This is a genomic window from Ruegeria sp. P10, from assembly GCF_056534925.1.
Window position 1 is genome coordinate 54,583 of sequence record NZ_JBQERJ010000012.1, and the last position, 22,318, is coordinate 76,900.

The following is a 22,318-nucleotide window of genomic DNA, read 5'->3' on the forward strand; positions in this document are numbered from 1 at the left end:
CGCGCATCTCAATATGGGGTGCATTCAAAGACCTGATACCCGTTTTCCCCACCGACGTTTTCATAAAGACCAAAGTCGATGCATTCGTAATTGGGGGTCGAGACGGCCGTCAGCAAAAGCCGCTCACCCGCATCGCGGTCACACCCCAAAACCCCAACGGTCACGGCTGCGTCCCCCAGCACGTCCAGGATCGGACATCCCGAAACCTGCGCCATCGCCAAAGCGGCGCGATCCCGGACCGGGCCCAGCCGAGGGGCGTATTGCGCGTTGATCCGCACAGCCTCGGCCAGGTCGCCGCGCACACGCACATCAAAGACACTGCCATTCACAGCCACGCGCGTGGCGGGAACGTCGCGGAAATGCGGAGTGCCGGCGGCGCAGGCGGCCAGCAAGAGAGGTGCGAGAAACCGGATCATGCCGCAGAGTTGCAGCATTTTGGTTAACAGAACCTTTCCGAACATCAGGCCCGCAGCACCTCTCCCAGCCGGCGAATACCTTCGCGGATTGTCGCCTCGTCAGAATTCGAAAAACTGAGACGGATCGTGTTTGCCCCGCTGCCATCCGGGAAGAACGCCTGCCCCGGAACAAATGCTACTTTGACGGTGTCCAACGCACGCGCCAGCAGGTCAGAGCCAACCATCCCCTCGGGCAACGTGACCCAGATGAACATCCCCCCTTCGGGACGTGTCCAATCCACCCCGTCAGGCATATGCTGGTCCATCGCGTTCAGCATCACATCACGACGGGCGCGATAGGCGTTTCGTACTTTCGGAATATGGGTGTCGAAACAGGCCTGCGCCACCTGATGCACGGCCATCTGGTTGATGGTCGCGGAGTGAAGGTCCGCTGCCTGTTTCAGCAGCACCATCTGGGAAATGACTGGCTTGGCCGCAACCACCCACCCCATGCGCAAACCCGGCGACAGCGTTTTCGAGAAACTGCCGCAATAGATCGTCCGACAGTCCTCGATTGACCCTTTGCGGGCCTGCTCCAATGACAGTATGGGTGGGATCGGGTCCCCGTCATAGCGCAGAGCCTGATAGGCTCCGTCCTCTATCAACGCGCAATCCAGTTCCTCGGCCAGATCCAGCAACGCCTCTCTGCCCTGCAAGTCCACGGTTTCTCCTGTCGGGTTCGCAAAATCCGCCGACAGATAGGCAAATTTCACTGCGCCTTCGCCCGCTGCGGCCTTGTATTCCTTGGCCCCCTGATTGCCATTGAGCCGGTCAAAGCGCGGCTCGTAGGCGTTGAATGCCGCCAGCGCACCCAGATAAGTGGGCCACCCGACCAGGGCCGTGTCGCCGGGGGACAGGAACAGCTTGCCCAGATAGTCCAGCGCCTGCTGCGACCCCGAGGTGATCAGGATGTTGTCGATGTTACAGGCCACCCCGATTTCGCGCACGTGCTGCGCCAGCCACTGCCGCAATGGGACATAGCCTTCGCTAACCGAATATTGCAGCGCCTGCGCTTGAAAATCCGGCCCCAGAGCCTGCTGAAACGCCTGTGCAAACGCATCGGCGGGAAACAATGCGGGATCAGGAATCCCACCGGCAAAGGAAATGATGCCGGGTTGGTCGAGCAGCTTCAGCAATTCGCGGATCTCTGACGCTTTCATTCGCGAGGCCCGGGTGGCAAACAAAGGGTGTTGGGACATGAGGCTCCTCCGATCTCAATTCGGTGCAGCCTAAGCTCTCCCCCATTAAAGTCAATATTGCTGACCTAATTAATCAGCGGATGCGATCGGGGATTCTTGAACAGTACCGGCGTCCATGGTCAAATGAGTTGACCACTTTCGGAAGATGAGATGCCATTTCACAAAGTTCAGACGGAAAAGCTGTCGCTCGCAGTTGTTCGCCAGATCGAGCTTTTGATCCTGCGAGGCATCCTGCGCCCCGGCGAGCGCCTACCATCCGAGCGGGAGTTGGCAGAGCGCATGGGCGTTTCGCGCCCGTCCCTGCGAGATGCAATTTCTGACCTTCAGGAACAGGGGCTTTTGACTGCGAAAGCCGGATCCGGGATCTATGTGGCCGAGGTTCTGGGCTCTGCCTTTTCACCGGCACTGATCCGTCTGTTCGGCAGCCATGAAGAAGCTGTATTCGATTACCTGTCCTTTCGCCGAGACATGGAAGGGCTGGCGGCGGAACGAGCCGCGCGCCTGGGATCAGACAGCGACCTGAAGGTCGTTCAGGCGATCTTTGACAAGATGCAGGCGGCCCACAACCGAAACGCAGCGAATGACGAGGCGCAGCTGGACGCCGAATTCCACATGGCCATCATCGAAGCCAGCCACAATGTGGTGATGCTGCACATGATGCGGTCGATGTATGACCTTCTGGTGCAGGGGGTGTTCTACAACCGTCAGACCATGTTCCGTCAACGCGCCACCCGCGAGGCTATCCTGGACCAGCACCGCGCCATCAATGCGGCGCTGCAAGAGCGTGATCCCCTGGCCGCCCGAAATGCAATCGAACGCCATTTGGATTTTGTGGAACGCTGTATGGCGGACCAGCAAAAGGCCGATCGAAACGAAGCTATTGCGCAACAAAGGCTGCAACACGAAACCGGGCGGGGCTGAGCGCGGCCCCGATTTTGCAGACTAGGCAGGGCAAGGCCGGGACTAGGCAGCGCCCGACGCGGCTGGCAGCAGATGTCGGGGGAACGGCGCGCCGCTGCCTTCTCCCAAACGGTCCTCAGCGGCCAGTGTCGTCAGCGCCGGGTCGATGAACAGCCTTGCGCCGCGATCTCTCAGATGTTTGTGCAGCATTACATGTTCGCACACCTGTTGGCCTTTTTCGTCCCGGCAAGAATAGCGCAACCCTCGCAGCGCGCGGGATTTGTACAACCCGGCACCGCCGAATGCGCTGTCGACCGGGATTAGGGGCGTATCGGCAGGAATGTGGAACTGGCGGTCAAAAACAGCGGACTTCATGACAGACCGGCGCCATTTGCGACGCCCGAACAGCGGCCTGCGCGTGCTTTGAATGCGTTGCCATACGTCCTCATCACACCAACCCGAACAACGCAGGGCGTGGATATCATCATATGCTGGTTTGGGGTTGGCGAAAACGCCCTCCCACAACGGGGCGACCCGCTGTGCTGCTGTCAGAACCGCCTGAGCATCCAGGCAGGTATTCGGCCCATCCAGATCCAACACCAGCGTCAACTCCAGATCCCTGTCCTGATCCTCGAGTTTTTTGAGAACTGCGTTTCTGGCCGCCGTGATACGCTCGACCCGGTTTGGCAATTCTGACGCAAGACCATCCAGTCGCAGGATATCGACATGCCTGTTTTGCCCCGCATAGTCGGACAACACCTGATCCGTACCGTCCGTGTTGTCGTTCGTGGCAATGGTGACGGTGAACCGGTGCAACTGCGCAGACAGGTTTTCGATCCTGTTGATCGTGTCGATCAGCGCCGACCCGCCATTTCGGACGACGCCGACAATATTCATCGAAACTGCGTTGCCTGACACCGCCTGTCTTTCCCTGTTGTTTTCACGCCCCCATCAGGGCGCTCCTATCAACCTGATCCCCGGCAGGTCGTAGGATTCGGAGTGTTCCAAACAACAGAAACAGAAGCACGGCAAAAACAAAAGACCCGACAGCCAAAAGCTCTCGGGTCGTCTGTATCACGTGTCTGTCGGGGTCACCCGTCAGTGCAGCTTGGCATCCACATCTGCAATCGATGCATCGATCAGCTTGTTGGCCTGCGCTGCGGTCATTTGCTTTGCCAGAACCGAGCTGGCCGCCGAAACCGCAACCGAAACGGCCTGATCACGCACTTCCTTCAGTGCAGACGCTTCGGCCGAAGCGATCTGGTCCTGAGCTGCGGCCAGACGACGTTCGATCGACTTTTCCAAGTCAGCTTTCGCCTGTTCTGCTGCCAAGGCCGCGTCTTCCTTCGCTGCCGCGACAATCGCATCGGCCTGCCCCTGAACTTCACGCTGCTTGCGCTCGTACGAGGCCAGCAAACTGCGGGCTTCTTCATGCAGAGCACGGGCTTCGTCCAGTTCGGATTTGATGCCTTCGGCACGTTTGTCCAGCGCACCGCCGATCATACCGGGTACCTTGAAATAGAACAGGACCGCGATGAAGACGATGAAGCCCAGAAGGACGACAAAGTCGGTATTGCCAAGCGAGAAGAACGGGCCGCTTGCAGCCAGCGCGGGGCTGGCGGCACCAACGGTCAGGATAAGGGCAAGAGTGTTCCGCATGTCACTTATCCTTTCGTCTGTGCGTCTACTGCACTGTTGATGGCTTTGGCATCTGCCTCGCCGCCCAGTGCGGTGACCAGTTCAGCCGCCGTATCCTTGGCAACCACTTGAATGCTTTCCAGCGCACCGGCACGGATTTCGGCGATTGCCTTTTCCGATTCAGCCGCCTTGGCAGCGATTTCCGCATCCGCCTTGGCAATCGCATCATCCAGACCTGCCTGGATTTCCGCACGTGCTTCGGCAGCGATACGCTGCGCTTCGGCACGGGCATCGGCCAGCGCCTTGTTATAGGCCTCTTCGGCCTCGACCGCCTTGGCCTTCAGATCTTCGGCCGCAGCCAGGTCATTTGTAATGGTCCCCTGACGTTCAGCCAGGATTGCCGCGATGCGGGGCAGAGCCACGCGGGACAGGACCAGAAAGATGACGACCAGCGTAATGACCAGCCAGAAAATCTGGTTGGGGAACCAATCGAAGCAGAGCTGTGGCATCCCGATGGCAGAGCCATAGGAGTCGACGCACGAGCCAGCTACCTCTTTTGTAAGGGGTTCAGTCGCCATGATATCCTCCGTCGGAAACGTGTCTTTACAACAGGTGGGCCGCTATGGCTTGGACCCACCTGCGCGTAAGGATCAGGTTCCGCAGATTATACGGCGAACATCAGCAGCAGCGAGACCAGGAATGCGAAGATCCCCAGGGCTTCTGCGAACGCGATACCGATGAAGAGGGTTGCGGTCTGCGAAGCTGCCGCCGAAGGGTTGCGCAGGGCGCCGGCCAGGAAGTTGCCTGCAACGTTGCCCACCCCGATTGCGGCTGCGCCGGAACCGATTGCTGCCAGGCCTGCGCCGATGTGTGCGAGATCGCCTTCCATGATGTGTCTCCTTACGAATTGGAAGTTTCGATGTTGGGGTATCGGACCTTAGTGCGAAGGATGCAGCGCATCTTTCAGATAAACACAGGTCAGAATGGTGAATACGTAGGCCTGAATGAAGGCCACCAGGACCTCAAGACCATACATTGCAGTGATCGCCAGAACCGACACGGGCGAGATCACGGCAATCGCGGCGAAGCCTGCGAAAACCTTGATAACCGCGTGACCTGCCATGACGTTACCGGCAAGACGGATGGAGTGGCTGACAGGGCGTACGAAGTACGAGATCAGCTCGATGAGCGCCAGGATCGGGCGCAGCGCCAGAGGCGCGCTGGAGACCCAAAACAGGCCCAGGAATGCGGCGCCGTTCTTCACGAAACCCAGCACGGTCACGGTCAGGAACACAGCCAGTGCCAGCGGGATGGTCACGGCGAAATGCGACGTGGTGGTGAACGAGGTCGGGATCAGCCCCAGGAAGTTTGCGCAGACGATGAACATGAACAAAGTCATGACATAGGGGAAGTATTTCACGCCCTCCTTGCCGCAGATGTCTTCCAGCATCTTGTAGATGAAGCCATAGGCCAGCTCGGCCACCGACTGCATACGGGTCGGAACGATGGCGCGTTTCGAAGTGGGCAGCACCAGCAGAGCGATTATGGCCAGCACCGCAAAGAACAACCACAGGGTCACGTTGGTGACCGTGAACATGCCTACTGCACCGTCGCCGAACAGCGGCTTGACGATGAACTGATCCATCGGGTGGAATACCAGGCTGCTGCCTTCTGCTGCGGTGGTCTCGGTTGCCACGTTCAGTCCCTCTCGTCCTTCTCGGCAGCCGTTGCCGCCGTTTGTTTCTCTTGAGCCTCTTTCGCGCTGCGGAGCATAACCTTCACGCCCGCGACAAGGCCCAGCAATGTAAACAGCACCAGAAAGATCGGGATCGTCCCGAGCAGGCTGTCCAGCCCGTATCCGATGCCAAATCCGATCCCCAGACCGGATACCATTTCGATGACCATCCGCCAGGCAAGCTCGCCCCCGGACACGTCAGCATCCGCACGAGGCTTTGGCGCTTTGGCCTTTTTCGCCGCTTCGATCTTGGCCTCAAGCTGCGCCATACGCTGCTTTTGGTCATCATCGGTCACGGGCGTTTCCCTCGTACAATCTTGGGCATGGTGCTAAGGCGCGAAGCGCCCAGAGTCAACGACCTTGAATGCCCTCATTGACGCAGCCTAAAGCATTGAAAATTTTATGATTTTCAGAACCCACAGGGCGTGTCATTGGTTTCGAGGGCCACCATTGCGCCGCCAAGGCCCTGAATCCGCATATTCAACCAAATGGTTGACCAATCCCGGCAGCTATGGTTGAGCGGACGCATGTCCAACGATCTCGACACCGTCTTTGCAGCCCTCGCCGACCCCACCCGCCGCGCCATTCTGGCGATGCTGCTGGAGGATGACATGGCGGTGACGGATGTGGCCGAACCGTTCGAGATGTCGCTGGCGGCGATTTCCAAACACCTGGTCATACTGACCAAGGCCGGTCTGATCAGTCAGGAAAAACGCGGGCGGGTAAAATGGTGCAAGCTGGAACCCGACGCCTTGCGCGCCGCTTCGGTCTGGATGCAGGGGTTCGGACAATTCGAGCCCGTCAATCTGGACGCGTTCGAACGGTTTCTGGAAGCTGAACTGCCAAAGTCGGGCGAGGCCTAGCGCACCACAAAAACAGACATGCTGGCGTGTTTCGCCAGATAACCGGCGTGGCTGGAAAAAATATAGTCGGTGATCCGGGGCGCGTGGGTGCCGACAATGACCAGATCTGCGCCAATCTCCTCGGCCGCGCGGTTCAGATCGCTGTCCACCTCTGCGGCAACGTCGACCGAGTGGATTTTGCGCATGGAAACGTCTGATCCACTTTCTGCGGCCAACTGTTCGGTGAACTCCGCCAACTCCTTGTCGATCTCGGCCTCGGTTTCCGAGGATTCACCCATATGGGCCCCGGTAACGCTGACCAGAGTGATTTTGGCGCCCTGCCATTTTGCAACCTGCGCGGCAACATCGGCTGCTTTGCGAACTTCGGGCGGTAGATGCCGGTCAACCGGCAACATGATATGTTTGAACATGATCTCCTCCATTTGCCTGCCAAAGAGGTTATGGAAGAGCCCGCAGGGGCGCCTTGATCTGGCTCAACAAATTCCACCTCTGGAATGCATCTAGGATCTGTCGGGTTTTTCCAGCGAAGACATGGCTTATTCCACGGCGCGGCGAACAGGCACCGAGGGCGGGACTTCCTCTTTCAACAACATCAGCAGGGCGATGATTGTCAGCGCCACACCACCCAGGATCAAACCGGTTGGCACGCCTTTGCCCAGCGCAATCTCCCACAGAATGACCCAGCTGGGAACCAGGTAGGTATAGGCCATGACCTTGGCCGACGGCAGCCGCAAAGAAGAAAACTGCACCAGCACGAAGCTGGCTGCCGTTGCAAATAACGAAATATAGAACAGACCGATCCAGACAATAGCCGGAAGCCCGGCCCAATCGGTTGCCATCAGGTCCGACCAGCCGAAGACGACCAACAACAGACACCCGGCGACCAGCGTACCGAAGGTGAATACCACGGCGGGCTCTCCTCGGTTCAGCTTGCGTATCATGGGCGTATAGATCGCATGGGCGACGCAGCCCCAGAAATAGATGATTTCGCCGCCACCGATTTCAAAGGCGCGGAACATTTGCCAATCGGCCCGGAAAATCACCCAAAGCGCCCCCACGGCGCCAATGGTCAGGGCCAGCGCCATGCGCGGAGTCGTGATCTGGCGCAACAAGACCCAACCGGCCATGGCAGAGACAACTGGTGTCAGGGTGAACACCGCCGCTGCACTGACAGGTGGGGCGGTTCGCAACCCATAGAACATCAGGACGAAATAGGTGGCGAACAACGCCCCGAGCACCAGATAGCGCCAAGGGGCCTGCGCGGCGCTGCGCGGCAGGCCGGTTGTCGCCAAGGCGGCCAAACCAATCACGGCAGCGGCAATCGCAAAGCGAACCGCATTCAGGGCGGCTGGCGCGATTTCGTTGGCGATCATGGACCCCAGCGAAAAGCTGCCTGCCACAAGGGCTGAAAAGGCAAGCATGGCCAGATGGCCACGCATCTGCGGGCTCATGGCTGCCAGCCTTTGGCTTCTTCTTTCAGAAAGCTCAGAAAGGCCTGTACCTTGGTGGTGCGGTGCAAATCCACGTGGGTCACCAGCCACAAATTGCCGAACCATTCCGGCAGCGGATCAATCACCTCGACCAGATTGTCGTGGCGGGCAGCCTCCCAACGAGCCATGAAGCCGATGCCGGCACCGGCCAGAACGGCCTCGCGCATGCAGAAGTTGTTGGTACAGCGGAAGGTGATGCGATCGGCGGGTACCGTCGCGCGCAGCCAGCGTGTGAACGGCGCGCGGCTGGTCTCATCATCGGAACTGACGAAGTGATGGCGTGCAAAATCTTCGATTCCGGATGGCTTGCCGAACCGTTCGATGTACGAGGCGCTGGCATAAAGACCAACTTCCTCTTGTCGGAAAGGCTGGACGACATTGTCGGGTTGATCAGGGGCCGATCCGGCGCGGATCGCCACATGCGCCTCACCGTATTCCAACCGGAACAGCCGGTCGCCCGTCAGGTATCGCACGATCAGGTCCGGATGCATCTTTTGAAACGCGGTGAGCGTCGGCACCACCAACGGGGCAAGAGACCCCAGGGATGTCACGACCAATTCACCCGAGACATCGTCTCCGCGACCCTTCATCCGGCCGACAAGCTGGTTGAACTGATCTTCGGTCGCCTGTGCCACGCGCAACAGATCGTCGCCTGCTTCGGTAGGCGTATACCCACGGGCATGGCGCTGGAACAGTTTGACACCCAATCGCGCCTCGATCGCATCAATGTGACGGATCACGGTGGCGTGGTGAACACCCAGAACCTCTGCCGCGCCGCTGACCGTCCCCATGCGTGCCACCTGATAGGCGGTTCTCACTTCATCCCAATTATCCATGGCAATGTCGTCACTGTGCAATTTCCAACAATAACTGTTGATGTATCCGAGTTTTGTTCATCAACGCAACAATCATATTGGGCGCAGGACAAGATTCCCCTGACCAAAAGGACCAAAACAATGACCAAAACGATCCTTCACATCGACTCATCCGCCCGCCGCGTGAACTCGACCACGCGCGATCTGTCTGACCGTGTGGTCAAGCAACTGGGCGCAGACCGTATCATCCGCCGCGATCTGGCCACCCCCCTTCCCCTGCTGACAGAAGACTGGATCGCCGCCAATTTCACCCCCGCCGAGCAGCGCGACGATCTACAGCGCGACCGGCTGGCCCTGTCGGACGAACTCGTTTCCGAACTGCAAGAGGCCGACACCATCGTCATCGGCCTGCCGATCTACAACTTTTCGGTGCCAGCCGCATTCAAGGCCTGGGTCGACCTCGTGGCGCGCGCGGGCCTGACCTTTTCCTACACGGAAAACGGCCCCAAAGGCCTGCTGGAAGGGAAACGTGCGATTCTGGCCATCGCATCGGGCGGTGTTCCCGTCGGATCCGAAGCTGATTTCGCCACCAATTACGCGCGCCACGTTCTGGGTTTCATCGGCATTCATGACATCGACGTCATCGCCGCTGATCAGATGGCCGTGAACCCGGATGCGGCGCTGGAAAATGCCCACAAGGCGGTTGCGGAGCTTGCAGCCTGATCGCCTCTGGCCAACGAGCGTGGAAACGTCCAGTCTGCATGCGAGCAAACAGGCAGACTGGATGGGCCACATGAAGAAAATCGGCATTCTGGGCGGTGTGGGCTGGGCCTCGACCGTCGATTATTACCGGGCGATTGCCGAAGGGGCCGGGCGTTATCACGCGGAACGCGGCCATGGTTCGCCTTTGCCAATCCCACCGATGACCATCGAATCTGTTACGCAGGCCAGAACGCGCGCCCTGCGCGGTGTCGCCGGTGATGAGGCAAGCTGGGCGGATTTTGACGCGGTGTTCCGCGACGCCCTGCTGACTCTCGAACGCGCCGGGTGCGATTTTGGCATTATCGCGTCCAACACCCCCCATGCGCGGCTTCACGCGATACGGCAGGGTGTTTCGATGCCGATCCTCAACATCTTTGACGCAACCGCCGAGGCGACGGCAGGTACCGGCGCATCACGGGCTCTGGTCCTGGGAACAACCGTGACGATGCAGGCCACCAACTATGCGGATCGACTGGCCGCCGAAGGCATTACCGCGAATGAACGGTTGCCCGAACCCGAGATTTCCCAGATGCAGGCCATGATCGACAGTGATTTCTATGGTGGTGCAACCGACACGGCCCGCGCTCGTCTGCTGGCGTTTTGCGACAAGCACGCCAGCCCCGGAACCGCGATCCTGCTGGCCTGTACCGAGCTTCCACTGGCTTTTCCGAACCACCTGGACGATCCGGTGTTCGAAGCTGACGGGCATCTGTTCGTCAACCCGTCAGCCGCGCATGTTGCCGCCGCATTGAAAGAGGCGCTGATGTAATCAGGGCAACCACGTGACCGCGCAGCCGATGCGCTCGAAAAAGGCCATCATGTCGGCCCGCGTCAGGGCCACGGTGCGGTCGTTGACAAGGGGGTGCATGTAAATCACCTCGGCCTGCTGTGCCGCCGCATCCATGAAGAACCTGACATCATTCTGAACACCGTTGATCATCGCCAGCGGACTGACCGCGCCGGGGCGTATGCCGAGATTCTGAAACAACCGGTCCGCCGAGCCGAAGGACAGGTTGCCTATGCCCAACTCGGCCCCCAAAGCCTTGAGATCAATCTCGCGACTTTGTTCCAAGGTCACCAGAAAGTTGCGCTTTTTCTTGTCGCGCAGGTACAGGTTCTTGACCCTCAGCGCGTTCTCTCCCGGTGTCATGAACTGGTCTTCGACCGCCTTTGCATCCTCAACCGTACGCAATGGCACATGGGTATGCAGGCGATAGGTCAGCCCCCAATCTTCCATCTGCGCCAGCAATGCGTCCGAACTCAGCGGCAACGTGTCCTGATAGGTGGATGAAGCGTCCATGAAGCCCTCGCTTTTTTGGGATTGCTCATCGCGCAACAAAGCTTGGAATTCAAGCGCGGGACATACAATTGCCAGGGTGACACCCGCCCGAATGAAAATCGCGCGCATCACTGGCGCAGTCAGTGTCTGGCGTGCCGAACCTGGCCTTGACCCCGCCAACCACACTGCCCGAGATCAAGGACGGTGCTGTCCTTGCCCCGCGCGTTTCAGCCTGATTTCACGCAAGACGGTGATGAAACAAACTGGAACAGGGTGTTGGAACGGTGCTAGCGTACCGCCATGAAAGTGACCCGAGACACCCCGAACCAACTGATCATCGCCAATACGCCCTGGTTCATCGGTATCACGCTGGTCATTTTCATTCTGGCCTTTGTCGGCCCCAGTATTTTTCTGATGAGCACGGGCGGCGAAGGCATCTGGTTCGGCCTGATCTTCGCCCTTGGCGGAGGAGGTCTTGGGTTTGGTGCGTTTTGCGTTTTCGTAAGACGGGTTCAGATCATTCTGGATCGGAACAAGGACAGTATCCTGATCCGCCGCCAATCGGTTTTTGGTTACGAAGCGGTTGAACACAAACTGTCCAACCTGTCCCACGCAGAAATCGAAAGCACGACATCCCGAAGCAAAAACGGCACCTCGACGCTGTATCGCCCGGTCCTTGTTCTTGAGAAAGGCATGAGCGCGGGCCGCCATCCCATTGTCGAAGCGTTTTCCAGCGGCTCCGGCTCTCGCCGGTTGGCCGAGGCGGTGAATGACTGGCTTCCATCTAAGCCCGGCCAAGACCGTCGCGCAGTCGGGACGAACTAAGAGGTCAGGCCGCGTTCCAGCCACAATCGTTCTTCGGCTGAGACCAGCCGGGACATGCAGGAGTCATATCGCGCCATGTCCTGCTCGGTCAGCTTGCCTTCCCACTTGTTGCTTGTGCCCGAAGAGAAGAACTGCGCAAAGTCGTGAAAACCGCTGGTGAATCCGGGGGTTTGCTCCAGACGTATGGCATTGTTTTTCATCGATCCGAAACTGCCGGCCCCGGCTATGTCCTTGACCAGATCCGGGTTAATTTCGATGTCCATGATCCGTGCAAGCCGCGCGACCTGTCCCGGAAGATCCCGGCTGAGCTCGGCATAGTGCAGAAAATGGATGTTGGACAGGTCGCGATACATCCAAAAGGAATGGAAGTGATGAATGATCGATCTGAGGGTCAGGTCATCTGTGCCCTTGGACGACGCGGGCCGGTTCAAAAACATGTCGAAAGCTTCCGACAGATCGTCGGGGAACAGGTAATCAAGCCAGTCATGCTTCATATTCTCGACATGGCGGCGCATTGAAAAATGAACGTCAACCGGGTGGCGGTGAACAACCAGATATTGCGCATTTGGCGAGAACAAGATGCCATCAAGCGGGGTATGTGTCTTGATACAGCGCCGATGGCTTTGCGCGCTCAGTTCATCCGCCTGCGCGACCCGATCGCGAAAACTGCAATCAAGCCACGGTGAGACCCTGTTGTCGTACACACTGGGGTCGGCCGTTTCGGTGATGAGCATGCGCACCAGTGTTTGCGTCCAAGTGGTGCCGCATTTGGGCGGTGTGCACACAAAGACGTCGCTGGGCCGGATCTCGAATCCGGACCATATATCGGTGTTGGTCACTTCGCCGACATAGTCGGTCGTCTTTCGCGGCAGACCATTCTTCATCGCCCCCTCCCTCAGCTTCAATCACGCAGAATAGCCCGCAATGTGACACTCACATAGCTTATCTTGACTCACACGGCCCAGAGGCGTAGATGATCGCCAAACATCCGGAAGCCTTTCGATCTTCCGGTCCCTTGAGTCGTTCAGGGATCGCCCCCCACCAGCGAGTTTCGCCCGTGGGGGCGTTTGTGCATTGACCCGTCTGCCCTTATCTAAGGGGCGCCAAATCACAACCGGCTAAGGAGGCCGCAGGCATGTTTGAAAATCTATCCGAACGCCTCTCTGGCGTCTTCGACCGGTTGACCAAACAGGGCGCCCTGTCCGAGGAAGACGTCAAAACCGCCCTGCGTGAGGTCCGCGTTGCCCTACTTGAGGCCGACGTCTCGCTGCCGGTTGCAAGGGAATTCGTCAAGAAAGTTCAAAGCCAGGCCACCGGTCAGGCAGTCACCAAGTCGATCACCCCCGGTCAGCAGGTCGTCAAGATCGTGCATGACGCTTTGGTTGACACCCTGCGTGGCGAGGAAGACCCCGGTGCGCTGAAGATCGACAACCCGCCCGCACCGATCCTGATGGTCGGCTTGCAGGGTTCGGGTAAGACGACGACCACCGGCAAGCTGGCGAAACGTCTGAAAGAGAAAGAGGGCAAAAAGGTCCTGATGGCCTCGCTGGACGTCTACCGCCCGGCGGCGATGGATCAGCTGGCGGTTCTGGGCACCCAGATCGGAGTGGACACCCTGCCGATCGTTCCCGGCCAGAAACCTGTCGATATTGCCAAGCGCGCCAAACAGCAGGCGACGCTGGGTGGCTACGACGTGTACATGCTCGACACCGCGGGTCGTCTGCACATCGACGAAGTCCTGATGGATGAGGTCGAACAGGTCCGCAACGCCGTTGACCCGCGCGAGACGCTGCTGGTGGTTGACGGCCTGACCGGGCAGGTCGCCGTCGAGGTCGCTGAAGAGTTCGACGCCAAGGTCGGCATCTCGGGCGTGGTTCTGACACGGATGGACGGCGACGGGCGCGGTGGTGCGGCGCTGTCGATGCGCGCAGTCACCGGCAAGCCGATCCGCTTTGTCGGTCTGGGCGAGAAGATGGACGCGCTCGAAACCTTCGAGCCGGACCGGATCGCCGGTCGGATTCTGGGCATGGGTGACATCGTTGCCCTGGTCGAAAAGGCCCAGGAAACGATGGAGATGGAACAGACCGAGCGCATGATGAAGCGCATGGTCAAGGGTCAGTTCAACATGAACGACCTGAAAATGCAGCTGGAACAGATGATCCAGATGGGCGGCATGCAGGGCCTGATGGGTATGATGCCGGGCATGGGCAAGATGGCCAAGCAGATGGATCAGGCCGGTCTGGACGACAGGATTCTGCGCCAGCAGATCGCCATGATCCAGTCGATGACCAAGCGCGAACGCGCCAACCCGCAGATCCTTCAGGCCAGCCGCAAGAAACGCATCGCGGCGGGGTCCGGGATGGAGGTCAGCGACCTCAACAAGCTGCTCAAGATGCACCGGCAGATGTCGGACATGATGAAGAAGATGGGCAAGATGGGCAAAGGCAAGATGCTGAAACAGGCCATGAAAGGCATGTTCGGCAAAGGCGGCCCCAGCCCCGAGGAGATGGCCGCAGGCATGGACCCCAAGGCGCTGGAACAGGCGGCCAAGGCCATGGGTGGCAAAATGCCCGGTCTGGGCGGCGGCATGGGTCTGCCTCCGGGCCTGAGCGGGTTCGGAAAGAAAAAGTGACCCCCGCACGCTGTACCCAGCCCCCGTCCGGAAAGGCGGCGATGGCAGCAGCGCAATATCGCGCAGCCCTGCCGGTCATTCAGACCCGGCGGCTGGTACTGCGCGTGCCCACACTGGACGACCTGCCGGTGTGGACGTCGATCTGCAAAGAAAGCTTTGGTGACACCGCGCAAGCCGCGTGGACCGAGTTTTCCTATTATACTGCGGGCTGGCTTCTGCATGGTCACGGCCTGTTCACGGTCACGCTCAAAGGAAATGATCAGGCCATTGGCTTCGTCGTTCTGGGCTTGGAATGGGACGATCACGAACCGGAACTTGGCTATATGTTCGGCGCTGAACACCGGATGCAGGGCTATGCCACCGAAGCTTGCGCCGCCGTGCGTGATTTCGGATTTGACCTGCTGGGATCGGGGCAGTTCGTAAGCTATGTTTCGCAATCCAACGCCCGTTCGAACGCGCTTGCCCAACGACTGGGCGCAGCGCGTGATGCCGATGCAGAAAGCGCCTTCGGGCCAACCCAGCATGTCTGGCGCTACCGCGAGGTGCAGGCATGACATTCGCGTTGCCGATCCCGACGCTGGAAACCGAACGCCTGATCCTGCGCGCGCCGTCCGAGGCCGATGTCGATGCGGACACTGCCTTCTTTGCAAGCGATGCGGCCAAGTTCGTCGGCGGCCCTCTGCGGAAGGATGAGGTTTGGCGGGTGGTCGCCTCGCTGCTGGGGCACTGGGCTTTGCGCGGCTATGGGTATTGGAGCGTCGATGAAAAAGACACCGGCACCTATGTCGGGCGGATCGGGCTTTGGTTTCCCGAAGGCTGGCCGGAACCCGAAGTTGGCTGGACCCTGTTGAACCACGCCACCGGCAAGGGCTATGCGACCGAGGCCGCGCTGACCGCACGCGCCTACGCCTATGATGTATTGGGCTGGGAAACCGCGATCTCACTGATCGACCTGGACAATCACGCCAGCAAGGCCGTGGCCAAGCGTCTGGGCGCGCAGTTCGAGTATCACTATGACCACCCCAAGTACGGAAAATCCGAAATCTGGCGGCACCCGGCGCCCTCGGATCTGGTGAATGGCGGAATGGAGGCATACGCATGACCTCTTTCACCATTCCCACCATTGAAACCGAACGCCTGATCCTGCGCGCGCCGCATCTGGATGACCTGCCCGCAATGACCGCATTCTTCGCGACCGAGCGCAGCCATATGGTGGGCGGCCCGAAGGATTCGTTCGAATGCTGGAACTCTCTGTCGAACCGGCTGGGTCATTGGGCGTTGCGGGGTTATGGCCTGTGGCACCTGACCGAAAAGGCCGGCGGCACATTCGTCGGCTGGGCCGGAATGATCTACGTACCGGGCTGGGCCGAACCGGAACTGGGTTGGACCCTGATGGAAGAAGCCGAAGGCAAGGGGCTGGCCTTTGAAGCTGCATCGGCTGCGCGTGATCATGCCGCCCGGCATCAGGGCCTGAACGGTGTGATCTCTTACATCGCCCATGCAAATGATCGTTCGCGCGCTTTGGCTGAACGGCTTGGTGCAACGCTGGAGCTTGAGAATGCCGAACTTCTGGGCAAGCACGCTCAGATCTGGCGCCATCCGCAGATTGACTTGACCACCGAAAGGACCGGCCAATGACCAACCCCGTGACACAGGCTGCCACGCTGTTGAAAGAGCATCGCGAAAGCATCGACAGGCTGGATGCGATCCTCGTCTACACGCTTGGCGAGCGGTTCAAGCACACGCAGGCCGTTGGCAAGCTCAAGGCCGAACACGACCTTCCCCCGTCCGATCCCTCGCGCGAAGCTGCGCAGATCGCACGGTTAGAAGACCTGGCGAATGAGGCCGATCTGGACCCCGATTTCGCCAAGGCTTTCCTGAATTTCATCATTCAGGAAGTCATCCGACACCACCGGAAGCATCAAGAGTGAACCTCCGGTTCAACAAGCACCAGAACTAACCGGCACCCACGCCGGCTCAAACAAAGACACGCCTCTGGCGTGATGCCATTCAAAGGAGATACCACCATGGCAATGAAAATTCGTCTCGCCCGCGGCGGCTCGAAAAAACGTCCTTTCTATCGCATCGTTGCGGCTGACAGCCGTATGCCGCGCGATGGCCGTTTCATCGAGAAACTGGGCACCTACAACCCGCTGCTGCCGAAAGACAGTGAAGAGCGCGTGAAAATGAACATGGAGCGCATCCAGTACTGGCTGGATCAGGGCGCACAGCCCACCGACCGTATCGCACGCATGCTGGAAGCGGCCGGTGCCCGTGACAAGGCCGAGCGCAACAACCCCAACAAGGGAACTCCGGGCAAGAAAGCCCAGGAGCGCGCCGAAGAGAAAGCCGCCAAGGCCGCTGAAGCAGCCGAAGCCGCTGCTGCTCCGGCGGAAGAAGCCGCAGCAGAAGAATAAGCAGGCGCACGCGTGCGGGATCATTCCTTTACAGACGATTTTCGCACGCGGTTCGACCTGTTGTTGCGGCTCCGGCGGGATGTGCGCCGGTTCCGCACCGATACGATTGACGAGGCAGTGCTGGCGCGCTGCCTCGACGCATTTCGACTGGCCCCTTCGGTGGGGCTCAGCGAACCCTGGCGCGTGATCCGCGTCGAAAGCGAAGCGGCAAGGGCCGCAGCGCTGAAGAATTTTCGCACCGCCAATGACCACGCTTTGGCGGGCTACTCGGGGGACAAGGCGCAGCTATACAGCAGTCTGAAGCTTTCCGGGATGCAGGAAGCGCCTGTGCAACTGGCCGTCTTCTGCGACGACAGCACCGAAAAAGGGCTGGGACTTGGCGCCGGCACGATGCCCGAGATGCGGCGCTACTCTGTCGTGTCGGCGATCACTTTGTTCTGGCTTGCACTTCGGGTCGAAGGGCTGGGGCTGGGCTGGGTTTCCATTCTGGATCCCGACCAGATGAAGCGCGATCTGAATGCTCCTGAAACCTGGCGCCTGATCGGCTATTTCTGTGTCGGCCGGCCGGAACAGATGTCGGATACACCTGAACTGGAACAGGTCGGCTGGGAAACCCGGGCGCAGGGCCTGACGATCGAAACAAGGTAGGGCCTCATGTTCGGATTGATACGACTTCCCATTCTGCTGTTGATCGCCTTTATTGTGGGCGTGTTCTTCGAGCGCAACAACCAGCGTGAAGCCTGCAACGGGCTTGGCGAATGGAGAAACGGGATATGTTTGACGACTGGGGCAGCCAATGAGTGATCTGATCTGCGTCGGCAGCATTGCGGGGGCTTACGGTGTGCGAGGCGAGGTGAGGCTGAAAAGCTTTTGCGCCGTTCCCGAAGATATCGAGACCTATTCGCCGCTGACCGATGAAGCGGGCAAAGAGCGTTATCCGGTGGTACTGACGCGCGCCATCAAGAACGGATTCGCGGCCCGCCTTGGTGGCGTTGAAACCAAGGAACAGGCGGATGCCCTGAATGGGTTGCGCCTTTATGCAAGGCGCGATCAGCTGCCGTCGCTGCCCGATGATGAATTCTACCACAACGATCTGATCGGGCTGGATGTCTATGACACCGGAGGCACCTTGCTGGGCAAGGTCAAATCGGTGCAGAACCACGGCGCCGCGGACTTGTTGGAATTGCACGGGCCGGGCCTGAAAACCACGGTTTTGCTGCCTTTCACGATGCAAGTTGTGCCCACGGTGGATCTGGAACAAGGCCGTATCGTGGCCGACCCGCCCGAAGGCCTGATCTGATGCGTCGGGTCCTGCTGCATCTGGGCCTGCACAAGACAGGCATGACCGCAGCACAGTCCTTCCTCCATGAAAACCGGAAACTGATCTGGCCGCGCTTCGCGTTGGTACTGCCCTACAAAACGCGCAACAGCGGCTTGAGCGAGAGCGCCACGCGTCACTCGCTTTACCGGCTGGATTCCACATTGGCGGGTTTTGGAAGCCACCTGCACGCGTTTCTGGACGATCTGGATTTCGGCGCACGCCGGGGGTTGATCCTGAGCGAAGAGAATTTCGCAGGCTTGCGCCCCAGCAGAAACAAGCGAGAAGGATACGGTGCTGCACCGGAACTGGCGGAAACTCTGGTCAGCGTCGTGCGGCGTCGGTTTCTGGGTCATGAAACCGACATCACGATCTACATATCCTTGCGCGCCCGCGATCAATGGCTGCGGAGCCTGTGGGCACACGACTTGCAGAAATCACGCATGGTGCAGGATTTGGACGCCTTTTCCTCCGAACTTGCCCATTTGCCATCCCTTAAGGAAACTGCTGATGCGGTCCGGAATCGGCTGCCATCCGTTACGGTCAGAACAGAGTGGATGGAAGCGTTGCAGAACCACCGCCTTGGTGCAGGTGCGCCGTTGGCCGAATTTTTGAACCTGCCACCCGAGCTTTCGTCACAGCTTGTCGGGCCTGCACATGGCACGCCAACATTTTCAGACGATGTGCTACAGGAAATCCTGGCGCTGAACCGATCCTCGCTGGACGACGCCGCCATGATCACCCAGAAGAAAGCTCTGATTCAATCCGCACAGAACGAACTGGCCCGCCAGACATGACAGAGAAACCCAGCAGATCCCACGGCCGCAAGGCGATCCGTCCTTCCCTGAAACCACGCGAGCTGATGACGCCGAGCCCTGATCTGCACGGGGTCTGGAAAGCCAAGATCATCACTTTGTTCCCGTCCGCCTTTCCCGGTGTTCTGGGTGAAAGCCTGACAGGCAAGGCCTTGCAGGAGGGGCTTTGGCAACTGGAAACAGTGGATCTGCGACAGTTCGGAATAGGCAAACATCGCAATGTTGATGACACCCCGGCCGGGGGTGGCGCGGGCATGGTTCTGCGGGCCGATGTTCTGGGTGACGCGATCGAACATGCGATGGCAGGCATTCAAGGAAACTGGCCGCTGATCTACCTCAGCCCGCGCGGGCGTCGCATGGACCAGCGCATGATGCAGAATCTTGCCCGTTGTGACGGCATGACCCTTCTGTGCGGTCGTTTTGAAGGCGTGGACGAGCGCGTTTTGGAACATTACGGCGTTCAAGAGGTATCGTTGGGTGATTTCGTCATGACCGGCGGCGAAATCGCGGCACAAGCCCTGATCGATGCCACGGTACGGCTGATTCCCGGAGTGCTTGGAAATCAGGCTTCGACAGAAGAGGAAAGTTTTGCCTCGGGTTTGCTGGAACACCCCCAGTATACCCGCCCCGCAAATTGGAAAGGGCGCCCGATCCCCGAGGTTCTGATGTCGGGCCATCATGGCCGGATCGCGGAATGGCGGCATAAAATGGCAGAAGACATCACGCGCGAACGGCGTCCTGATATCTGGGCGGAATATGTCAAAGCCACATCGGAAACCCAGGACTAGACCCGCTCGTTGTGGCCGGGATGCCTCAGTTTCGATGTTTGTCAGAATGCCATTTGAAGTTGAACACACCTAAACTTATTCACTTCCATGCCCCATTGGTTTTTGGGTAATAAGAAGTGAAATAGAAGGCATTATGAAAAAGCTATTGCTTGGCACGTTACTGGTTGTCTCCGCCTGTACCACCAAACCGCTTGGGATGTCCGTTCCGACGCAAGCCGGTCACAATCTGCACTCTGCGAAGGTTGCCGTTGATTCCTGCTCTCAGGAAGCTGACGAGGGCGGCAACAGCGCCGTAATTGGCGGTTATGCAACCAATATCCTGCTTTGGGGCATTATCATCGGGCCTGCGGTCACCGCGCCATTTCAGGACGAGCTGCGTCATCAGGGCGAAATCGATCAGGTTGATCGCTGCCTGCGCGCACGCGGTTTCGAGCGGCGCGAACTGACCGCGGGTGAATCGTTCTGAGTGCGCAACGCCTTTGGTGATGAACGCGAACGGCGGCTGGACCACCTGGTCGGGGGCGGCACTATCGAAACCTACGGAACAGCCAAAAACTAGCGGCGCGCTTTCCAGCTGGCCCAAGTTTCTGGGGTGCCGTTGAACGTGTTGATGTCCACCCTGCCCTGAACCCCCGGCACCAGCCCGGTGCCGGTGTATTGCCAAAACCGCCAGACTGTGCGGGGATAGACCTGACGCGGATGGCCTGCGACGGATCGCAACCAGAACTCGGTTTTGGGCAAACGCCCGATATCCGTATCCGCAAAGAAATCCACTGTCGTATAGACGATGGGACGCCGGCCATAATGCCGTTCGAGAATGCCCAGAAAGCGCTGCGCTTCGGCGCGGACGGTTCTGCCATCGGGCCGCAACGTGCAGGTCTTGGAACGCGGCGTCCACTCCATGTCAAGAACATGCGGCAGATCTGCCCCTTTCGGGACGTTCTGAATGAACCAACGCGCCTGTTCCTGGGCCGATCGGCAGAAATAATAGTAATGATAAGCCCCCCACGGCACGCCCGCTGCCTGAGCACCGCGCCTGTGGTCGTCGAACAATGGATCCGCCACATCGCCGCCTTCGGTTGCTTTCAGAAATGCAAAGCTTACGCCCGAAGCTTTGGCCGTACGCCAGTCTATCGGTCCCTGCCAGCGCGAGACGTCAAGCCCGTGGATCGGATACAAGCCAGGGTGACGGCCTTCCCACTCATGCGGATCGGCGTCCCCAAAATCAGGATAGATTACGGACGGTGCCGTCCTGTCCACGCCAGGCGTGGGCTCCACGACCTGCGGTTTCGGGCCGCCGCGTCCGCACGACATAAGCAAAGCGGTTGCAATCGTCAGCATAAGTGCAATTCGCATCATGGGATCCTGTCTGAAATTTCTGCTCTTTCAATTTCCTTCAGAATGCCTGATCTGACCGCTGTGGCAACGGTGGGATTTTCGAAAGGCGGATTCCCACTGCTTCGCCATACGATTTGTTCTTGATCCCGGCACTCAATACCCTTAAACGACCGCAATCCGGTGCCGCATTCTGCGACTCCGGTGTTTTGGTTTGATTATCGGCTTAAAGCCCGGCTTTCTTCGGCGGGGATGTGTCAGATCAAACCAGACCAAAGGAACATTCGATCTGACCTCTGGCGGGCTGCATGCAGGACCCGGTGAAGACCAAGAGCTCTCAGGCCGTGCCCAAACTTCGTGGGCCAACCACGAGCATATAGGAGTACCTGCGATGGATCTTATCGCACAGCTTGAGGCGGAACAGATTGCCGCCCTGGGGAAAGACATCCCCGACTTCAAGGCCGGTGACACCATTCGTGTCGGCTATAAGGTGACCGAAGGGTCGCGCACCCGTGTGCAGAACTACGAAGGCGTCTGCATCGCGCGCAACAACGGCAATGGCATTGCCGGTTCGTTCACCGTTCGCAAGATTTCGTTCGGCGAAGGCGTGGAGCGTGTGTTCCCGCTGTATTCGACCAACATCGACAGCATCACCGTTGTCCGCCGTGGCCGCGTTCGTCGCGCCAAACTGTACTATCTGCGCACCCGCCGCGGTAAATCCGCACGTATCGCAGAGGTCACGAACTACAAGCCCAAGGCTGGCGCCGAAGCGTAAGGAACGGAAAGATGAAAAAAGACATCCATCCCGATTATCACGTCATCGACGTCAAAATGACCGATGGCACCGTGGTTCAGATGAAATCCACCTGGGGCGCCGAAGGCGACCAGCTGGCTCTGGAAATCGACCCCTCCGTGCACCCTGCATGGACTGGTGGTTCGTCGCGCCTGATGGACGCCGGCGGCCGCGTGTCGAAATTCAAAAAGAAATACGAAGGTCTGGGCTTCTAAGTCTGACCGGTTTCGATTTCGAAAGGCCGTCCCTTGGGGGCGGC

At 59.2% G+C, this 22,318-nt stretch carries 33 protein-coding genes; 19 read left to right on the forward strand and 14 right to left on the reverse strand.

Annotation, left to right across the window (positions count from 1 at the left end; translation table 11 throughout):
• Positions 1-8: 8 nt before the first annotated feature.
• Together ACR0FB_RS18235 and ACR0FB_RS18240 are read right to left on the reverse strand one after the other, a co-directional pair.
• Complete coding sequence (locus ACR0FB_RS18235; protein ID WP_245218195.1) at positions 9-461, reverse strand: hypothetical protein; 453 nt, start codon at positions 459-461, stop codon at positions 9-11.
• Positions 461-1,654: an aminotransferase-like domain-containing protein gene (locus ACR0FB_RS18240; RefSeq protein ID WP_480621564.1), complete on the reverse strand. Its 1,194-nt coding sequence runs from the start codon at positions 1,652-1,654 to the stop codon at positions 461-463. The genes ACR0FB_RS18235 and ACR0FB_RS18240 overlap by 1 nt, the downstream gene beginning before the upstream one ends.
• A 150-nt stretch (positions 1,655-1,804) precedes the next feature.
• Here ACR0FB_RS18240 and ACR0FB_RS18245 point away from each other — a divergent pair, with 150 nt between their 5' ends.
• Positions 1,805-2,575 (forward strand): FadR/GntR family transcriptional regulator, encoded by a 771-nt coding sequence (locus ACR0FB_RS18245; protein ID WP_152457051.1) that lies wholly within the window; start codon positions 1,805-1,807, stop codon positions 2,573-2,575.
• Between the two features lie 42 nt (positions 2,576-2,617).
• On the opposite strand, the gene ACR0FB_RS18250 is transcribed toward ACR0FB_RS18245, so the two are convergent.
• The 6 genes from ACR0FB_RS18250 to ACR0FB_RS18275 form a co-directional block, all read right to left on the reverse strand.
• Entirely contained in the window at positions 2,618-3,451 is an 834-nt protein-coding gene (locus tag ACR0FB_RS18250) for a hypothetical protein (RefSeq protein ID WP_210093786.1), read from the reverse strand.
• Between the two features lie 201 nt (positions 3,452-3,652).
• The gene (locus ACR0FB_RS18255; RefSeq protein ID WP_152457049.1) at positions 3,653-4,213 is read right to left on the reverse strand and encodes a F0F1 ATP synthase subunit B; all 561 of its coding nucleotides are present in this window, start codon (positions 4,211-4,213) and stop codon (positions 3,653-3,655) included.
• 5 nt (positions 4,214-4,218) lie between these two features.
• Complete coding sequence (locus tag ACR0FB_RS18260) at positions 4,219-4,770, reverse strand: F0F1 ATP synthase subunit B' (RefSeq protein ID WP_171120301.1); 552 nt, start codon at positions 4,768-4,770, stop codon at positions 4,219-4,221.
• An 86-nt stretch (positions 4,771-4,856) separates the two neighbouring features.
• On the reverse strand, positions 4,857-5,081 hold the full coding sequence (locus tag ACR0FB_RS18265) for a F0F1 ATP synthase subunit C (RefSeq protein ID WP_005981269.1): 225 nt from the start codon (positions 5,079-5,081) through the stop codon (positions 4,857-4,859).
• Between the two features lie 48 nt (positions 5,082-5,129).
• Positions 5,130-5,888 (reverse strand): F0F1 ATP synthase subunit A, encoded by a 759-nt coding sequence (locus ACR0FB_RS18270; protein WP_171637610.1) that lies wholly within the window; start codon positions 5,886-5,888, stop codon positions 5,130-5,132.
• A 2-nt stretch (positions 5,889-5,890) separates the two neighbouring features.
• Positions 5,891-6,223: an AtpZ/AtpI family protein gene (locus ACR0FB_RS18275; protein WP_171637611.1), complete on the reverse strand. Its 333-nt coding sequence runs from the start codon at positions 6,221-6,223 to the stop codon at positions 5,891-5,893.
• Positions 6,224-6,454: 231 nt separating this feature from the next.
• Here ACR0FB_RS18275 and ACR0FB_RS18280 point away from each other — a divergent pair, with 231 nt between their 5' ends.
• Complete coding sequence (locus tag ACR0FB_RS18280) at positions 6,455-6,790, forward strand: ArsR/SmtB family transcription factor (protein WP_170344797.1); 336 nt, start codon at positions 6,455-6,457, stop codon at positions 6,788-6,790.
• Here the strand turns inward: ACR0FB_RS18280 and ACR0FB_RS18285 are convergent.
• The 3 genes from ACR0FB_RS18285 to ACR0FB_RS18295 form a co-directional block, all read right to left on the reverse strand.
• Positions 6,787-7,200: a universal stress protein gene (locus ACR0FB_RS18285; protein ID WP_171637612.1), complete on the reverse strand. Its 414-nt coding sequence runs from the start codon at positions 7,198-7,200 to the stop codon at positions 6,787-6,789. The two genes, ACR0FB_RS18280 and ACR0FB_RS18285, sit on opposite strands and share 4 nt — an antisense overlap.
• A gap of 126 nt (positions 7,201-7,326) precedes the next feature.
• On the reverse strand, positions 7,327-8,241 hold the full coding sequence (locus ACR0FB_RS18290) for a DMT family transporter (protein ID WP_210093788.1): 915 nt from the start codon (positions 8,239-8,241) through the stop codon (positions 7,327-7,329).
• Positions 8,238-9,116, reverse strand: a complete 879-nt coding sequence (locus ACR0FB_RS18295; RefSeq protein WP_152457042.1) for a LysR family transcriptional regulator — start codon at positions 9,114-9,116, stop codon at positions 8,238-8,240. Before ACR0FB_RS18295 ends, ACR0FB_RS18290 begins: the two co-directional genes overlap by 4 nt.
• Before the next feature lie 120 nt (positions 9,117-9,236).
• Here ACR0FB_RS18295 and ACR0FB_RS18300 point away from each other — a divergent pair, with 120 nt between their 5' ends.
• Together ACR0FB_RS18300 and ACR0FB_RS18305 are read left to right on the forward strand one after the other, a co-directional pair.
• The gene (locus ACR0FB_RS18300; protein ID WP_171724834.1) at positions 9,237-9,818 is read left to right on the forward strand and encodes an FMN-dependent NADH-azoreductase; all 582 of its coding nucleotides are present in this window, start codon (positions 9,237-9,239) and stop codon (positions 9,816-9,818) included.
• 70 nt (positions 9,819-9,888) lie between these two features.
• Entirely contained in the window at positions 9,889-10,626 is a 738-nt protein-coding gene (locus tag ACR0FB_RS18305) for an aspartate/glutamate racemase family protein (RefSeq protein ID WP_171724833.1), read from the forward strand.
• On the opposite strand, the gene ACR0FB_RS18310 is transcribed toward ACR0FB_RS18305, so the two are convergent.
• Positions 10,627-11,157 (reverse strand): prolyl-tRNA synthetase associated domain-containing protein, encoded by a 531-nt coding sequence (locus ACR0FB_RS18310; protein ID WP_480492345.1) that lies wholly within the window; start codon positions 11,155-11,157, stop codon positions 10,627-10,629.
• Between the two features lie 279 nt (positions 11,158-11,436).
• On the opposite strand from ACR0FB_RS18310, the gene ACR0FB_RS18315 reads away from it, so the two are divergent.
• A complete protein-coding gene (locus ACR0FB_RS18315) occupies positions 11,437-11,961 on the forward strand; it encodes a hypothetical protein (protein WP_480621565.1) in 525 nt (174 codons plus the stop codon).
• Here ACR0FB_RS18315 and ACR0FB_RS18320 read toward each other — a convergent pair.
• Positions 11,958-12,845, reverse strand: a complete 888-nt coding sequence (locus tag ACR0FB_RS18320) for a sulfotransferase domain-containing protein (protein ID WP_171637624.1) — start codon at positions 12,843-12,845, stop codon at positions 11,958-11,960. The genes ACR0FB_RS18315 and ACR0FB_RS18320 overlap by 4 nt on opposite strands.
• Before the next feature lie 251 nt (positions 12,846-13,096).
• Here ACR0FB_RS18320 and ffh point away from each other — a divergent pair, with 251 nt between their 5' ends.
• The 12 genes from ffh to ACR0FB_RS18380 all read left to right on the forward strand — a co-directional run bounded on the left by ffh (position 13,097) and on the right by ACR0FB_RS18380 (position 20,397).
• Complete coding sequence (ffh, locus tag ACR0FB_RS18325) at positions 13,097-14,593, forward strand: signal recognition particle protein (protein WP_480621566.1); 1,497 nt, start codon at positions 13,097-13,099, stop codon at positions 14,591-14,593.
• A gap of 41 nt (positions 14,594-14,634) precedes the next feature.
• Positions 14,635-15,147 carry a GNAT family N-acetyltransferase gene (locus ACR0FB_RS18330; protein ID WP_480621567.1) on the forward strand — a complete coding sequence of 171 codons (513 nt, stop codon included), beginning with the start codon at positions 14,635-14,637 and terminating at the stop codon, positions 15,145-15,147.
• The gene (locus ACR0FB_RS18335) at positions 15,144-15,695 is read left to right on the forward strand and encodes a GNAT family N-acetyltransferase (protein WP_171724828.1); all 552 of its coding nucleotides are present in this window, start codon (positions 15,144-15,146) and stop codon (positions 15,693-15,695) included. Before ACR0FB_RS18330 ends, ACR0FB_RS18335 begins: the two co-directional genes overlap by 4 nt.
• On the forward strand, positions 15,692-16,231 hold the full coding sequence (locus ACR0FB_RS18340; RefSeq protein ID WP_171724827.1) for a GNAT family N-acetyltransferase: 540 nt from the start codon (positions 15,692-15,694) through the stop codon (positions 16,229-16,231). The genes ACR0FB_RS18335 and ACR0FB_RS18340 overlap by 4 nt, the downstream gene beginning before the upstream one ends.
• On the forward strand, positions 16,228-16,524 hold the full coding sequence (locus ACR0FB_RS18345; protein WP_170344783.1) for a chorismate mutase: 297 nt from the start codon (positions 16,228-16,230) through the stop codon (positions 16,522-16,524). Before ACR0FB_RS18340 ends, ACR0FB_RS18345 begins: the two co-directional genes overlap by 4 nt.
• 96 nt (positions 16,525-16,620) lie before the next feature.
• A complete protein-coding gene (rpsP, locus tag ACR0FB_RS18350) occupies positions 16,621-17,010 on the forward strand; it encodes a 30S ribosomal protein S16 (protein ID WP_010437590.1) in 390 nt (129 codons plus the stop codon).
• Positions 17,011-17,022: 12 nt separating this feature from the next.
• Positions 17,023-17,658 carry a 5,6-dimethylbenzimidazole synthase gene (gene bluB / locus ACR0FB_RS18355; RefSeq protein ID WP_480492340.1) on the forward strand — a complete coding sequence of 212 codons (636 nt, stop codon included), beginning with the start codon at positions 17,023-17,025 and terminating at the stop codon, positions 17,656-17,658.
• A gap of 6 nt (positions 17,659-17,664) precedes the next feature.
• Positions 17,665-17,814 (forward strand): hypothetical protein, encoded by a 150-nt coding sequence (locus tag ACR0FB_RS18360; RefSeq protein WP_162896811.1) that lies wholly within the window; start codon positions 17,665-17,667, stop codon positions 17,812-17,814.
• Positions 17,807-18,310 carry a ribosome maturation factor RimM gene (gene rimM / locus ACR0FB_RS18365; RefSeq protein WP_171120329.1) on the forward strand — a complete coding sequence of 168 codons (504 nt, stop codon included), beginning with the start codon at positions 17,807-17,809 and terminating at the stop codon, positions 18,308-18,310. Before ACR0FB_RS18360 ends, rimM begins: the two co-directional genes overlap by 8 nt.
• The gene (locus ACR0FB_RS18370) at positions 18,310-19,125 is read left to right on the forward strand and encodes a hypothetical protein (RefSeq protein WP_171724823.1); all 816 of its coding nucleotides are present in this window, start codon (positions 18,310-18,312) and stop codon (positions 19,123-19,125) included. The genes rimM and ACR0FB_RS18370 overlap by 1 nt, the downstream gene beginning before the upstream one ends.
• On the forward strand, positions 19,122-19,931 hold the full coding sequence (trmD, locus tag ACR0FB_RS18375) for a tRNA (guanosine(37)-N1)-methyltransferase TrmD (protein ID WP_480492336.1): 810 nt from the start codon (positions 19,122-19,124) through the stop codon (positions 19,929-19,931). Before ACR0FB_RS18370 ends, trmD begins: the two co-directional genes overlap by 4 nt.
• A 133-nt stretch (positions 19,932-20,064) precedes the next feature.
• Positions 20,065-20,397, forward strand: coding sequence for a hypothetical protein (locus tag ACR0FB_RS18380; RefSeq protein ID WP_480621568.1), 333 nt, complete (start codon positions 20,065-20,067; stop codon positions 20,395-20,397).
• An 89-nt stretch (positions 20,398-20,486) separates the two neighbouring features.
• On the opposite strand, the gene ACR0FB_RS18385 is transcribed toward ACR0FB_RS18380, so the two are convergent.
• Positions 20,487-21,287 (reverse strand): glycoside hydrolase family 25 protein, encoded by an 801-nt coding sequence (locus ACR0FB_RS18385; protein WP_480621569.1) that lies wholly within the window; start codon positions 21,285-21,287, stop codon positions 20,487-20,489.
• 370 nt (positions 21,288-21,657) lie between these two features.
• Here ACR0FB_RS18385 and rplS point away from each other — a divergent pair, with 370 nt between their 5' ends.
• Positions 21,658-22,041 (forward strand): 50S ribosomal protein L19, encoded by a 384-nt coding sequence (gene rplS / locus ACR0FB_RS18390; RefSeq protein ID WP_152457026.1) that lies wholly within the window; start codon positions 21,658-21,660, stop codon positions 22,039-22,041.
• Positions 22,042-22,052: 11 nt separating this feature from the next.
• Positions 22,053-22,274, forward strand: coding sequence for a 50S ribosomal protein L31 (gene rpmE / locus ACR0FB_RS18395; protein ID WP_050605278.1), 222 nt, complete (start codon positions 22,053-22,055; stop codon positions 22,272-22,274).
• The last annotated feature ends 44 nt before the right edge of the window (positions 22,275-22,318 follow it).